Here is a 13549-nt window from a genome sequence, read left to right as displayed (position 1 = left end):
GTGGATCTTGCACAGGGGGAGAACATGGTGAAGTGGCCGAAGGGCGTCCGGGCGGCGGCGCGCGCGCTGCGCGAGGACCTGTGGACGGCGGTCCCCGACCCGCCGCCCCCTCCGCGGCGGACGAGCTGGCTGGACTGGCGGCCCGCGCTCGCGGTGCCCTTGGTGCTGTCGGCGGGGATGCTGATGATCCTCAACACCAACGGCTACGCCTTCGACTACCGGTTGGGTATCGGGCCCGGTCTGCTGCTCGCCGGCGTCCAGTCGGTGGCCCTCGTCGTCGCGATGTACCGGCCGGTCCCGGCCTGGTGGGCCACGACGCTCGCCGCGTTCGTGGCCGCGCAGTCCCTGTCCGACACCGCGTTCCCCGTGCCGTTCCCGTGGACCGGCGGCGGGATCGGCGTGCAGGCCGCGGTGCTGTTCCTGGTGGCGTTGCGGGTCCGCGTCCGGGCTTCGGTCACGGTGCTGGTGATCAGTGCGCTGTCGGGGCTGGCCTGCCTCATGAGCCCCCCGTGGCCGAGCTACTACCAGAGCGCCGATGTGGCCGTCCCGGTCTTCGTCGCCGCGACGGCGATCGGCGCCGCGCTGCGCGGCCGTGCGGTGGCCCGTACGCGACTGGTCGAGCAGGAGGAACTCACCGCGGAGGAGCGGGCCCGGCGCACCCTCCTGGAAGAACGCAACCGGATCGCCCGCGAGCTGCACGACGTCGTCGCCCACCACATGTCGGTCATCTCCATCCAGGCGCAGGTCGCCCCGCACCTGGTCGAGAACCCGTCCGAGGAACTGAAGGAGAACCTCGCGGGCATTCGCGAGAACGCCGTCGAGGCCCTGAACGAACTGCGACAGGTCCTCGGCGTGCTGCGCTCCGAGGATCCGCTCTCGGAGAGCGCGCGGCATGCTCCGCAGCCCACCCTCGACCGGCTCGACGACCTGTTCGGCAACGTACGCGGTGCCGGGGTCGCGGTCATGCCCGTCATCAGCGGAGAGCCGCGCCCCCTGTCGCCGGTCGTCGAGCTGTCGGCATTCCGTATCGTGCAGGAGGCGCTCAGCAACACGATGCGGCACGCCCCCGGGGCGGACGTCCGGGTGGAGGTCGGTTACCGCTCGGACAACGTCACCGTGCGGATCACCAACACCGCACCGCACCGGCCCGTCCCCGCCTCCCCGGGCGCGGGCCACGGGCTGCTCGGCATGCGCGAGCGCGCCGCCATGCTGGGTGGCGAACTGGCCACCGGGCCCACTCCGGACGGTGGGTGGGAAGTGACCGCGATCCTGCCCGCCCAGCCCCCGACCGCACTCGCCGAACCCGTCGAACCCGCCGAGGACACCGCATGACGACCATCCGCGTGCTGATCGCCGACGACCAGATGATGGTCCGCCAGGGCTTCACGGTGCTGCTCGACGCCGAGCCCGGCATCGAGGTCGTCGGACAGGCCGTGGACGGCCTCGACGCGGTCGCCAAGGTCGCCGAGCTGAACCCCGACGTCGTTCTGATGGACATACGGATGCCGGAACTGGGCGGCATCGAGGCCACCCGCCGCATCACCGAACCGGCCGGCGCCACCGTGAAGGTCCTCGTCCTGACCACCTTCGACCTCGACGAATACGTGTACGAGGCGCTGCGCGCGGGCGCGTCCGGGTTCCTCCTCAAGGACGCCTCGGCGGCCGAACTCGCCCAGGCGGTAAGGGTGGTGGCGAACGGCGACGCCCTGCTCGCCCCGAACATCACCAAGCGTCTCATCGCCGAGTTCTCCCGGGTGAGCGGCGCTCCCCGCGCCCCGCTCAAGGAGCGTGTCGGCGATCTGACGGAACGGGAGACGGAGGTGCTGTCCCTGATCGCGCAGGGCCTGTCGAACGCGGAGATCGCCAAGCGGCTGGTGGTGGCGGAACAGACCGTCAAGACGCATGTCAGCCGGATCCTGCTCAAGCTGGGGCTGCGCGACCGCACCCAGGCGGCCGTCTTCGCCTACGAGACGGGGCTGGTGCGTCCGGCCGGGTACTGAGCGCCGCGACGCGGCCGACCGATCGGGGGCGGGGCGATCCGCCCTCTCGACGCGGGCCCCGCGACGATTGTCTGGGACGGCAGAAGCGGTACCGGGACCGGCGCCGCCGTTTCGGCGCTCGGCTCCACCCCCGGGAAGCGGCCGTCATCCGATGCCATCACCGTTCGTGTCCTCGGCCACCGCCCGCCATCGGGCCAGCTCGGCACGGGCGTTGGCGGTTTCGGCGTGTTCGGGGCCCAGCACCCTCAGGTAGTCGGCCATCAGCTCCTCGAGGGCGACGGTCGCGCCGACGGCATCACCGGCCGTCCCCTGGCACCGGGCCAGACCACGGCGGGCGTGGAGGGTGTTGGGGTGATCGGGTCCCAGCACCCGAAGGCTGTCGATGAGCAGTTCCCGGTACGCGGCGGCGGCGTGGGCGGCGTCGCCCGCTTCGGCCCGCCAGTGGGCGAGGTCCGAGCGGGCGGTCAGGACGGTGGGGTGGTCGGGGCCCAGGACACGGAGGTAGTCGGCCAGCAGGTGCTCGAAGGCCGTGGCGGCACCGGCGGCGTCTCCGGCGACCCCCCGCCACCACGCCCGGCCATGTCGCACGTTCAGGGTGTCGGGGTGGTCGGGCCCCACCACCCGCAGATGGTCCGTCAACAGTTCCTCGAAGGCCGTGGCGGCCCCGACGGCATCGCCCGCCTCTCCCCGCCAGTGGATCAGATTGCCGCGCGTGACCAGGCAGTGGAGGTGGTCGGGGCCCCACAGCCGTAGGTAGTCGGCCAGGAGTTCCTCGAAGCCGGTGGCGGCACCTGCGGCGTCGCCTGACATGCCCTGCCACCAGGCCAGAGCGTGCCGGGTGTCCAAGGTGTCGGCGTGGTCGGCGCCCAGCAGCCGCAGTTCGTCGGCCGACAGCTCCCGGTATGCCAGGGCCGCGCCCGCCGCGTCCCCGGCCATGCCCCGCCACCAGGCCAGGCGGCGCCGGGCCCGGAGGGCGTCGGCGTGGTCCGGATCCCGGCGCCGGCAGGCGGTGGCGTAAAGGTCCTGGAAGTGGGTGACGGCAGAGGTGACGAGGCCGGCGTGACCGAGGCTGTCCCCGGTGCGGAAGAGCACCGGGTGCGCTCGGGGCTCCCACAGGGCGTCGGGGGCGTGGACGGTGAGGGCGGCGGTGTTGGCGCGCAGGGCCCGGGCGAGGGCGGTGTCGCGTTCGGTGTCGGGCCAGGCGGTGAACAGGGCGTCGGCACAGGTGCGGGCCAGCGCGTCGCGCGCGGCCTCCGGCAGGGTCTCCCGGGTGGCGCGTTGGACGAGGGCGTGGACGCGCACCGCCTGGTGGGGTGTGGCGGGGGTGTGGTCGGCCAGGCTGAGCCGGTGCAGGCACCGCAGGGCATCCGTCGCGTCCTCGGTGCCGATGGGGCGCGCCGGCCGGTGTCCGTCCTGGCGGGGGGTGCGTCGCGCGGAGAGGTGGGCCAGGGCCGGAGGCGAGGTCAGGACGGTGGCGGGGATGCCGTTGGGGTCGAGCAGAGCGATCAGCTGCAGCATGGGCCGTGCCAGACCGCGCGGGCGGAGCCGGTCGGCGTGCTCGACGGACAGGGACCAGGTGGCGGCCACGGTGGCGCGGTGGGCGTCGGGCAGACCGCTGCCCTCCGGTACCAGGTCCGGCAGGGTCCGGGCCCGGTCGGCCAGCCGGGCGCGGTACTCGGCACAGCTCAGGTGGAGGTCGACCAGGTAGGTGGCCGCCTGGGCCAGGGCGAGCGGCAGCAGGCCGAGGTCGCGGGCGAGCGCCGCGATGTCTTCGGGGCGGTCCCGGCGGTCCTGGGCGGCGAGCTTCGCGGTGAGGTAGGCGACGGACTCGGCGGGGGTGAACAGGCCGACGTCGACGCGGTGACCGGGCAGGGCGGCGTCGCGGCGGCGGGTGGTGACCACGGTCCGGCCCCGCGGGTGCGTGGGGGGCCACAGCGCGAGCCGGCCGCCGAGTCCGCTCAGGTCCGCGGGGTCGGCCACGTCGTCCAGCACGATCAGCCATCGGCGTTCGGTGGACTGCGCCCAGTTCAGGAACCGGGCGGCGGCACGCTCGGGGTCGTCGGTGCCGAGGTGCCGGGCGTCGTCGGTGCCGGTCACCACGGCGGCGGCCTCGGCGTAGGCGCTCAGGACCGCCGCCCTGTCGGTCGCGGTGACCCACAGCAGCAGGTCCGTGCCCCCGGCCTCCCAGGTGGTACGGGCGTGGTGGGCGGCGAGCTGGGTCTTGCCGGCCCCGCCGGTCCCGGAGAGGACGTGGCACAGCACCTCGCTGCCGCCCGTGGCGGCCGTGCCGCTCAGGGCGTCGGCGGCGGCGCGGCGCTGGAAGCAGTCCGCCTGCCGGGGGATGATCCCGACCGATCGTGGCCAGGGCACCGGCGGCCGTGGCGGGGCGTGGTAATCGAGCCGACCGATGGTCAGAGCCGCGACGCTGTGGTCCCGGGCCGTGACCGAGGTGGCTCCGGGAACGCTCGGGGCCGGGTACGCGCCGGGTGCGGTCAGCCCTGTTCCGGGCCCGGCTGCGGAGGGTTTCCCAGCGTCACGTCCCCCATGACCCCGGCGGCCGCCGATCCGTGGTCGGCCCGGATGTCCATGTTCCCACCGACGGCGAGCCCTCCGTCTCCCGCCGAGACGGCGTTCGTCGCCCGCCGGGCCGACGCCACCAAGTCGCGCAGCCGGCCGGCGACCTCGGCACGTTCCGCGTCGCCCAGGTTCTCCAGCAGGTCCTCGAACCGGGTCCGCCAGGACGCCCCGAGAAGGACGCGTACGCGCTCGGCCTCCCGGGGGTCGACGCCTTCGAGTTCGGCCGCCGTCCGGTCGAGGCGCCGGGCGACCGGCCCGCTCGCCGATGCGTCGCCGCGGCCGAAGACACCGGCCACTCGCTCCCGGAACGCCGCCCAGGCGTCCGTCCCCGCTGCCGAGGCCACCGCCGCCCCGGCCGCCGAGGCCAACGCGATCAACGACTGGTCCAACACGTCCCCTCCCCCGCTGCCTTGCACCGTCCCCTGCCCCGCTGTCCCTCGCCGACCTCGCAAGGCGACGCGGCCCCGGGAATCGAGCGTATCGGGGCGGGCGCCTCACGCACCCCGCGATGCGGCGGAGAGACGGTTGAAAGGCCGCGACCTATGCCTTCCACCGTTCATGAGACAGGTTTATCGTGGCCGGCAGGCAGAGCGAGAGGACGCATTGGGTACGGGCGAAGGCTGATACCCGGTGTTCCACCACGGGGGGGACATGTCCGACCTACTGCGTTTCGACTTGGCCGACCACGGCTCGATCATGGTGGAGGTCGACGCGGACGAGCCGGGAATCGCGAGAGCCTCGCGGGTGGGGAATCTGATCACCTCCACCGCGGAGTCGTTCGAAGACGCGCTCGACCACGTACGAAGAGCGGCCGACGCCGCCCTCAATGGCTTCCGGAACATGGAGGCGCGGCCGGACGAGGTACAGATCCAGTTCGGCGTCCGGCTCAACGCCGAAGCGGGTGCGGTCATCGCGAAGACCGGCGCCGACGGGCACCTTCAGGTCTCCCTGACCTGGCGCCGGGAGCCGGTGCCCGCCGAACCGGAGGCCGGGCGATCCGCCGAACCGCCCGCCCGTCCGCCCACCGGAGCGGACGGTCCGGGCTTCGACGGCCGGCGGCCGGCGAACTGACGGCCCGGCAATCCGGCGTCGCGGATGCGGGAGCAAGCGGGCAGCGCGATCGAACGAGCCATCGCCGTCGTCGACGCCGGGGGCTCGTCCTCCGGCCTCGCCTTCCTCGTCGGTCCGCGTGAAGTGATCACCTGTGCCCATGTGCTGGAAGCGGCGGTCCATCCGCACCCCGCCACCTGGATCGGACACCGTCTCACCCTGGTCTTCCCTCTGGTGGCGCCGGGCGAGCCCGTCCTCGCCGAAGTCGTGACCTGGCATCCGGTGGCCGACGACGAGTCGGGCGACGTGGCGGGGCTGCGGGTGCTGAGCCCCCTGCCCCCGTCCGCACGGGCCGTGCGCCTCAGCCCCGTGACGGAGTTGTGGGACCACCCCTATCTGACCTTCGGGCTGCCCGAGGGCAGGACCATGGGCGTGTGGAGCCGCGGTCGGCTGCTCGCCCGGCAGGCGGGCGGATGGCTCCAGTTGGAGGACACCCGCACGGCGGGATTCCCCGTGGCGCGCGGCTTCAGCGGCGCCCCCGTCCAGGACCTTCGGCTCGAAGCGGTCGTCGGCATGGTGGTCGCCGTGGAGACACGCGCCGAACGCCGCACCGGGTACGCCCTCCCCACCTCGGCTCTCCTGGCTGCCTGGCCGGACCTGCGGTCCGCCGTCGATCCGCCCAGTCCCTACCGCGGGCTCGAAGCGTTCCGGCCGGAGGACGCCGCCGTCTTCCACGGCCGGGAACGGGACGCCGACCGTCTGCACGCGTTGACGAGGTCCCACCGCGTGGTTCCGGTGGTGGGGGGATCGGGCAGTGGGAAGACCTCGCTCCTGCACGCCGGGCTGGTGCCGCGGCTGGCGCGCTCGGACACGCCGTGGGCGGTGCTCCGGCCCCGGGCCGGCACGACTCTCGGCGCGGCGCTGGCCCGCTCCCTGGCGGGGCTGACGGCTCCGCCCTCCCGTGGCGGTCCGCCGCCCGGCCCTGAACTCGCGCGGTCGCTCGAGGAGGACATCGCCCGGGGACGGCTGCCCGGCCTCGTCGTCGGCGCCGCGGAAACACACGGCCGGGAACTCGTTCTGATCATCGACCAGTTCGAAGAGCTGGTCATCGCCTCCACCGACGAGGACGACCGTGTCCTCGAACAGCTCCTGTCGCTGGCTTTCGGCGGGCCCTCGGCACGGCCGGCGGTCCTGCGGCTGGTGGTCGCCCTCCGCTCGGACTTCTTCGACGCGGCGCTGCGCCACCCCCTCCTGAGCCGGATGGTCACCGAACACCCGCTGCTGCTGCACCGGCTCTCCGTCGACGACCTGCGACGGGTCATCGAGCGGCCGATCGAACGCTGGTGGGGCATCGGATTCGAGGCAGGGCTGGTCGGCCGCATCCTCGACGAGGTCGGCCCGGCGGTCGAGCCCTTGCCGCTGGTGCAGTTCACGCTGAGCCTGCTGTGGGAGCAGCGCAGCGCCGGCCTCATGACGCACCGGGTCTACGAGGACTTCGGCGGCGTCACCGGGGCGCTCGCCCATTACGCGGAACGCGTCTGGCGCGATGGCCTGGAGCCCGCCGGGCAGGAGGACGCGCGGTGGTTGTTCACCCAGTTGGTGCGACCGGACGCCTCCGGGCGGCACACGGGGCGGGCGGTGGCGCTGGACGATCTCACCCCACGGCGACAGTCCGTGGTCGACCGTCTCTCGACGGCCCGGCTCCTCGTCGCGGACAAGGATCCGCGAGGCCGCTGGACCGCGAGTCTCGTCCATGACGCGCTGATCGGCGCGTGGCCGCGGTTGGCCGGCTGGGTCGCCGAGGACAGGACGTTCCGGGTGTGGCAGGAGGAGCTGCGGGGCCACATCGCCCTGTGGGAGCGGAACGGTCACGAACGCGGCGGGCTGCTCACCGGGCGGTCCCTGCAAGCCGCTCTGCGGTGGCTCGACGAGCGGATGGCGGACCTGACCGAGCCGGAACGCTCCTACATTCTGGCCGGTCGCGGGGCCAGGCGCCGCCATGCGCTGTTGCGGTCGGGCGGGGCCGCCCTGGCTGTCTGTCTGGTTCTGGCGCTCGTCACCGCGGTCGTGGTAGTCGATGTGCGGGGCCGTCAGGCGGCGGATACCCGGAGAACCAGCGCGTCCAGGCAACTTGCCGCGCGGGCGAAGGACAGCGCGACCGCGCCCGACGCCGCGGGGCTGGCCGCGGTGGCCGCCTACCGGACGGAGGCGACCTTCGAGGCCTGGGAGAGTCTGCTGCAGCAGTTCTTCCGTACCCGGCACCACCGGGCTCTCCTCCCCTCTCCGGGCGGGGAGGAGATGACCTACACCACGGGCTCACGCGGGCGGCTCGTCGCCGCGCGGACCAGCGAGGGGCGCGTCCTGGCCTGGCGCCCCGGGAGCGGGGAGCGCGCCCGGGTGCTCGTGGACGGACGCGCCCGTGCCGTGGCCGTGTCGAGGGACGAGCGTCACGTGGCCACCGCGGTACCCGGCGAAGAGGTCACCCTGTGGGACGCGCGGACGCGTCGGCGTGTGGGCTCACTCCCGGTTCCCCCGGTCCGGGAGGGGGCGGGCCGCAGTGTCGTCAGCCTGGCGTTCGACGCGTCGGGGCGACGGCTCGTGGGCATGGCGGCCGGAGGGCTGGGCGCCGTCGTGTGGGACCTGCCCCGGGCGAACGGGGCTCCGGCGCTCCTCAGACCCGACGCCGCGGGGCAGGAGAGCTTCTCCCACGTCTGGCCGGGTACCGGAGACCGCGTCCTCACCGAGGGGAGGGCCACCGCCACGCGCGCCACCGGAGCCGGCGCCAATGAGGTGACCGTCTGGTCGGTCCGCCCCGCCCGCCCCGTCCGCAGCACCGCCCTCCATCCGTCCGACGAGTGGAACGGCCGGGTCATGTCCTCGTCGGGAGAACAGGCTCTCGCCTGCGAATTCACCGACAACGTAGGCACGTGGCAGCTCACCGATCTCGTCTCCGGGCGTCACCGCACCCCTGCCTACGTGTCCGAACTCGCCCCCTGCGGCCTGGACCAGACCCATCTGATCGAACTCGGTGACCGCACCCACGCGGCTGTCCTCGCGACCGAGACCTCCCTGAGCGTACGGCCCGCTTCCGAAGCCCTCGCGGACGGACGCGACGACAGCTACGAGAAGGTGGCCGAGTACGGGCTGATGTCCGCGCGGGACCGGCTGCCGCTGCCACTCGGCGGACCGCGGAGCGGCATGGTGGTGACCACCACCGCCAACACACTCGTCGCACTGGGCGAAGACGACCGGCTGGTTCCGGTGGGCATGGACGGAGCGGCGTCGAGCCTCGTGACACGGGACGACGGCCGCTACGCCGCGCTGGTGGACAAGGAGTCCCGGCTTCGGCTGAACGACCTCGGTACCGGTCGGCAGGTCGCCGACGCGTCGGCGACGCGCGAAGCAGGCCTCGCCTTCGTGGGGAAGTTCCTGGCGCAGAGCCGCGGCGACGGCGTCGTACTGCGCTCGCTCGCGTCCCTGCGAGAAGTGCGGCTGATCGCCCCGTCCCGGTCGGCCGACGGGCGCGGCCGGCCCCGGGCCATCGGCGCGGACTCGGCGGGCCGCCTGGTGGTGTGGCGCGACGGCGTGCTCACCCGGTGGGACGTCGACAGCGGCAAGAGCATCGGTGATCCCCTGCCGGTGTCGGCCTCCGGTCCGGCTTCGCGGGCGGGTGCGGGTGGGGCCCGGCCGGAGGCGGAGCTGGTTGCCCGGCCCGGCACCGGGCAGGTCGCACTGATCGTGCACGGCATCGCCGACGTCGGTGTCTGGGACCTCGACCGACGGAAACGGACAAGGACGTTCAGCACTGCGTCCGGCACGACCGCGGAGGGCGCCGTCGTCAGCCCTGACGGCGACCGTCTCGCCCTCATCGACTCCCACGGTCAGACCGCGGTGCACCGGTTCGCCGACGGCGGGACGGCGGGGCTCCTCTCGGGCACCGACAACAGCGACCGGCTCATCGGCTTCAGCGGCGCGTACCTGGCGGCCTTCGACCGCAGGGCGCGCCTGCGTGCTCTCGGCCCCGACGGCCACCTGGTCCAAGCCGATCTGGTGGGGCCCGAGTTGCGGCAGACGGCGGCGAACCTGCGGATGGCGGTCACACGATCCGGCGAGACCCTTCTGATCACGTCCGGAAGGCAGATACGGTCCGTGCCCTTCGGTCCCGAGCGATGGATCAGGCATCTGTGCGCTCTGGTGGGCCGCGAGCCTTCCGCGACCGAACGCCGGTCATTCCCGAAAGGGAGTGACGAAGACCCACTGTGCCCGGCCCCCGACCGGAGGTGAAGCGATGAACGTCACCCGAGCGGTCCCCGCTCTCACGCTGCTCGCCCTGTACGCCGCCACGGGGTGCACCACATCCCCGGACGAGGTACGCGCCCGCCCGTCTTCCGACCGCCCGACCGGGCCGACCGGGTCTTCGTCCGAAGCGGTGCCCGCCGGTTCCCGTGCGCCCTCCGCCGCCTCGCCGAGCGGAGAGCGGGACGACTTCGAGGCCCGCACGGTCCGCCGGCTGGTGGCCGAAGCGGGGGTGAGTGACGTGTTCAACGACCCGGCCGACCAGCCCGGCCCGTTACGGGCGGTGGCCGGCAACTGCCCCCATGTCGTGACCGACTGCCAGGTCCTCTACTTCTTCCACGGCTCCAGGAAGGTCGGTGACCTCACCGCGGAACTGGTGTCGGTCAGGTCCTCCGACGGTACGACCGTGACAGTGCGCTTCCCCCAGTTCCGGACGGGCGACCCCCAGTGCTGCCCGTCCGGGCAGCCGAAGGACGTCCGCTGGAGATGGGAAGGCTCGTCACTCAAGGCGGACTTCACCCTCCCGCCCGGCACGAAGTGGAACCAGTTGGACAGGAAGCCCCGTTGGTGAACGGGCGCACCGAGGGGCGCTTCCCTGTCATCCGGGCCGCCGGCCGCAACCACACCTGATCCGACGTCACCAGGAGCCGACATGGCCTTGTCCCGCTCTCCTCGTCACACCCTCGCCGCCGGCCTGTTCGCGGCGACCGTCGTCTTCGCCTCCTGCGTCCAAACCGGTCCCGCGGGCGCCCGGCCCGCCGGTGTCACCGCCGTCGGCGTCGGCTGCGCCACCGGCCTGGGCGGTGTCGAGATCGACACCACGTACAACCCCGCCACCAAGCGGTACGAGCTCAACGACCCCAAGCGGGGCAATCACAGAACGTTCGACATGCACGGTGCCACCACGGGCACCGGGACCCTGGTCACCGACGACGACAACGTCTGGTGCGGCAGCCCTCACGACCGGCAGGCGGATGCCGTCGCCGCCCACTACATCCATGCCGAGTTCTGGGACTACTTCCTCGACGCGCACGGCCGCGAAGGCATCAGAGCGGCTTGCAGCCGGGTCCACTACGGCGACAACCGTGTGAGCGCCTTCTACGACGTCGCCTCCTCCTGCATGACCTACGGTGACGGCTCGTCGCCGTACGGACCCCTCACGCGGATCGACGTGGGCGCGCACGAGATGACCCACGGTGTGATCGCGGCGACCGCCGATCTCGGCCACTTCGGGGAGACCGCCGGGCTGGGCGAGGCGATCAGCGACATCTTCGCCGTGGCCACGGAATTCCACGCCGGCAACCGTGCCGACCCCGGCGACTACCTCATCGGCGAACGCCTCGACATCACGGGCGACGGAACGGCCCTGCGTTACCTGGACAGGCCCTCGAGGAACGGCGCCTCCAAGGACTACTGGTACTCCGGTATCAGCCGGACCCACCCGCAGTACGCCTCGGGCCCCGCGAACCACTTCTTCTATCTGCTCGCCGAGGGCAGCGGGCGGAAGACGGTCAACGGTGTCTCCTACGACAGCCCGACCTACGACGGCCGCCCGGTCACCGGCATAGGGCGGCCCGCCGCCGAGAAGATCCTCTTCAAGGCACTCACCGAACGTATGACGTCGAACATCGACTACCACGGCGCCCGCGCGGCGACGTTGTCCGCCGCCGCCGATGCCTACGGGCGGGACAGCGCCCAGTACCGGGCGGTGGAGGCCGCGTGGGCCGCGGTCAACGTCACCTGACCTGCCGGATCGGGCCCGGCCCCGGCCCGTCGGCGGGTGTCGCGACTACGGACGCCCGCTGGTGGTGGTGCGTTGTTCGAGGGTGATGTCCACACCCGACGCGCTTCGGTGGTAGACGGGAGCGAAGCCGGCGCGGGCGAAGGCCTGCTTCTGGGCCGTGGCGGTGCGCTCGGCGGCCCGGCGGGCGCCGGCGGAGAGGTGGTTGCAGGTGATGTGCCACACGCGGGACGTGCGGGTCAGACGCTGTCGCAGAAGAGCCGGATCGGCGGGCAGGTTGTCCAGGGCGCCGGCTGTGGCGGCCGTCTGGACCCGGCCCAGGTCCGAGCGGCCCGTGAACGCCTCCTTGAAGGCGGTGGCGATCAGGCCGCACCGGGCACCGGTGAACAGGACGGCATCGCCGGGGGCGTCGTGGACGCGCAAGGTCCTGATCACGGCATGGGTGTCCCACTGGCGGCTGTCTTCCTGGCGTATCGCCAGGTGGGACGCGGTGAGGGGAACAACCGCGAGGAGCACGATCAGCAGCCGCGGACGCACGGGGACGACGGTGGCGGCCGTCGCGAGCAACAGAGCCAGGGCCGGCAGGCAGAACAGCAGGTAGCGGTAGGCGAAGAGGGGGTGGCCGCCGAGGGAGACGGCCATGAGGAGCAGCGGGGGCACGGCCAGCCAGGGCACGCCGACCGCCAGAGCCAGGGGCGGGGCCTGGTGCCGGCGCATCACCAGGAGGGTCAGGGCGCCGAGGGCGGTGACGATGAGCAGGATTCTCAGTACGACGGGCAGGGTGGTCTGGCCGGGGGTGAGAAGCCAGGTGAAGTAGTTGAACGGGGTTCCGGCGGTGACCGGCGCGGCCTCCCCCACGGCGGAACTCTGGGCGGAGGCGAGGACCAGCAGCGGGACCACGGCGGCGAGGCCCGCGGCCAGGGCCGCCAGCAGACGTACGACGACGCGGCGGCCGGGGCGCCGGAGGGCCACGGTGACCGCGTGGGCGGCCACGAGCAACAGCCCCAGCAGGTTGAACCAGCCCAGCAGGGCGATCAGCACGGCATAGCCGACCAGCCACCGGGCCCGGGCACGGCTGGACAAGACCTTCACCAGGACACCCGTGGCCAGCACCGCCACCGCCATGACGAAGGCGAACGAGCGGGCTTCCTGCGCGTAGCGCGAGGCGGTCGGCAAGACGGCGAGCAGCAGCCCCGCGCCCCACCCCAGACGGGGACCGCCGAGCAGCCGCCCCAGCCAGGTGAGACCGGCTGCCGCGACGGCCACCGCGACCGCGGAGGGCACCCGCGCGGTGAACTCGTTGAGCCCCCCGTTCATCTGCCCGACCAGCCACATCAGCACGTAGTGCAAGCCGTGGACCGCGTCGACCCGCCCGAGCAGCTCCATCATCTGCGGCCAGGACCGCCGCGACACGTCGACGGTGACGATTTCGTCGGTCCACGCGGAGGGGTTCCAGTTCCCCCACACACCGAGGACGAGCCCTACCACCGGCGGCATCAGCCCGGCCACGCGCCCGAGCAGGACACGACCGACGGACGCGCCGGATACGGCAGGCGGGACCGGCTGGAATGAGGGGGCTGTCATGGTCGTGCTTTCGTCGCGGTCCTGTAGCGCTGGATGCCGTCCGTATAACGGACACTCTTGCGCTGATGTTCCAGCGGCATCAGATGCGGATCATTGTGGACCAGCGTAAAGGCATGCGGCCCAGCCCCTGCGCGACCGTGGGACGGCCGCCGTCCGGCGGTCGGCGTCATCCGCCTCCGCCGACTCCGGAGATCGGTCTGAAACGATCGATCAGTAGGCGGAGTTGACGTTGTCCATGGTGCCGTACTTGTCGGCGGCGTAGTTGCAGGAGGCGGTGATGTTGGCGACGGGGTCGTAGGGG

At 72.8% G+C, this 13549-nt stretch carries 9 protein-coding genes and 1 pseudogene; 6 read left to right on the top strand and 4 right to left on the bottom strand.

Annotated elements, in window-relative coordinates; all coding sequences use genetic code 11:
- Positions 1-1332, top strand: coding sequence for a sensor histidine kinase (locus tag ACZ6MA_RS27265; RefSeq protein ID WP_469436734.1), 1332 nt, complete (start codon positions 1-3; stop codon positions 1330-1332).
- Positions 1329-2000, top strand: a complete 672-nt coding sequence (locus ACZ6MA_RS27260) for a response regulator (protein WP_469436732.1) — start codon at positions 1329-1331, stop codon at positions 1998-2000. The genes ACZ6MA_RS27265 and ACZ6MA_RS27260 overlap by 4 nt, the downstream gene beginning before the upstream one ends.
- A 144-nt stretch (positions 2001-2144) precedes the next feature.
- Here ACZ6MA_RS27260 and ACZ6MA_RS27255 read toward each other — a convergent pair whose 3' ends face one another.
- Complete coding sequence (locus tag ACZ6MA_RS27255; protein ID WP_469436731.1) at positions 2145-4370, bottom strand: tetratricopeptide repeat protein; 2226 nt, start codon at positions 4368-4370, stop codon at positions 2145-2147.
- 122 nt (positions 4371-4492) lie between these two features.
- Complete coding sequence (locus ACZ6MA_RS27250; protein ID WP_469436729.1) at positions 4493-4969, bottom strand: hypothetical protein; 477 nt, start codon at positions 4967-4969, stop codon at positions 4493-4495.
- Between the two features lie 259 nt (positions 4970-5228).
- On the opposite strand from ACZ6MA_RS27250, the gene ACZ6MA_RS27245 reads away from it, so the two are divergent.
- From ACZ6MA_RS27245 to ACZ6MA_RS27230, 4 genes are all read left to right on the top strand, one after another.
- A complete protein-coding gene (locus tag ACZ6MA_RS27245) occupies positions 5229-5648 on the top strand; it encodes a CU044_2847 family protein (protein WP_469436727.1) in 420 nt (139 codons plus the stop codon).
- Between the two features lie 24 nt (positions 5649-5672).
- Entirely contained in the window at positions 5673-9911 is a 4239-nt protein-coding gene (locus ACZ6MA_RS27240) for an nSTAND1 domain-containing NTPase (protein WP_469436726.1), read from the top strand.
- A 4-nt stretch (positions 9912-9915) separates the two neighbouring features.
- Positions 9916-10494, top strand: coding sequence for an LppP/LprE family lipoprotein (locus ACZ6MA_RS27235; RefSeq protein WP_469436724.1), 579 nt, complete (start codon positions 9916-9918; stop codon positions 10492-10494).
- An 81-nt stretch (positions 10495-10575) separates the two neighbouring features.
- Positions 10576-11667, top strand: coding sequence for a M4 family metallopeptidase (locus ACZ6MA_RS27230; protein ID WP_469436723.1), 1092 nt, complete (start codon positions 10576-10578; stop codon positions 11665-11667).
- Positions 11668-11712: 45 nt separating this feature from the next.
- Here the strand turns inward: ACZ6MA_RS27230 and ACZ6MA_RS27225 are convergent, their stop codons facing one another.
- The gene (locus ACZ6MA_RS27225; protein ID WP_469436720.1) at positions 11713-13248 is read right to left on the bottom strand and encodes a glycosyltransferase family 39 protein; all 1536 of its coding nucleotides are present in this window, start codon (positions 13246-13248) and stop codon (positions 11713-11715) included.
- 210 nt (positions 13249-13458) lie between these two features.
- Positions 13459-13549 (bottom strand): annotated as a pseudogene (locus ACZ6MA_RS27220) (transglycosylase SLT domain-containing protein); the annotation flags it as partial.

Source organism: Streptomyces sp. NPDC042259, assembly GCF_055582085.1.
This window is presented reverse-complemented; position numbering and strand designations above follow the sequence as displayed.

Bases quoted from the DNA above. Each gene is read 5' to 3' on its own strand.
- ACZ6MA_RS27240 (WP_469436726.1), top strand. From the start codon at position 5,673: ATGCGGGAGCAAGCGGGCAGCGCGATCGAACGAGCCATCGCCGTCGTC.
- ACZ6MA_RS27235 (WP_469436724.1), top strand. From the start codon at position 9,916: ATGAACGTCACCCGAGCGGTCCCCGCTCTCACGCTGCTCGCCCTGTAC.
- ACZ6MA_RS27230 (WP_469436723.1), top strand. From the start codon at position 10,576: ATGGCCTTGTCCCGCTCTCCTCGTCACACCCTCGCCGCCGGCCTGTTC.
- ACZ6MA_RS27245 (WP_469436727.1), top strand. From the start codon at position 5,229: ATGTCCGACCTACTGCGTTTCGACTTGGCCGACCACGGCTCGATCATG.
- ACZ6MA_RS27225 (WP_469436720.1), bottom strand. From the start codon at position 13,248: ATGACAGCCCCCTCATTCCAGCCGGTCCCGCCTGCCGTATCCGGCGCG.
- ACZ6MA_RS27260 (WP_469436732.1), top strand. From the start codon at position 1,329: ATGACGACCATCCGCGTGCTGATCGCCGACGACCAGATGATGGTCCGC.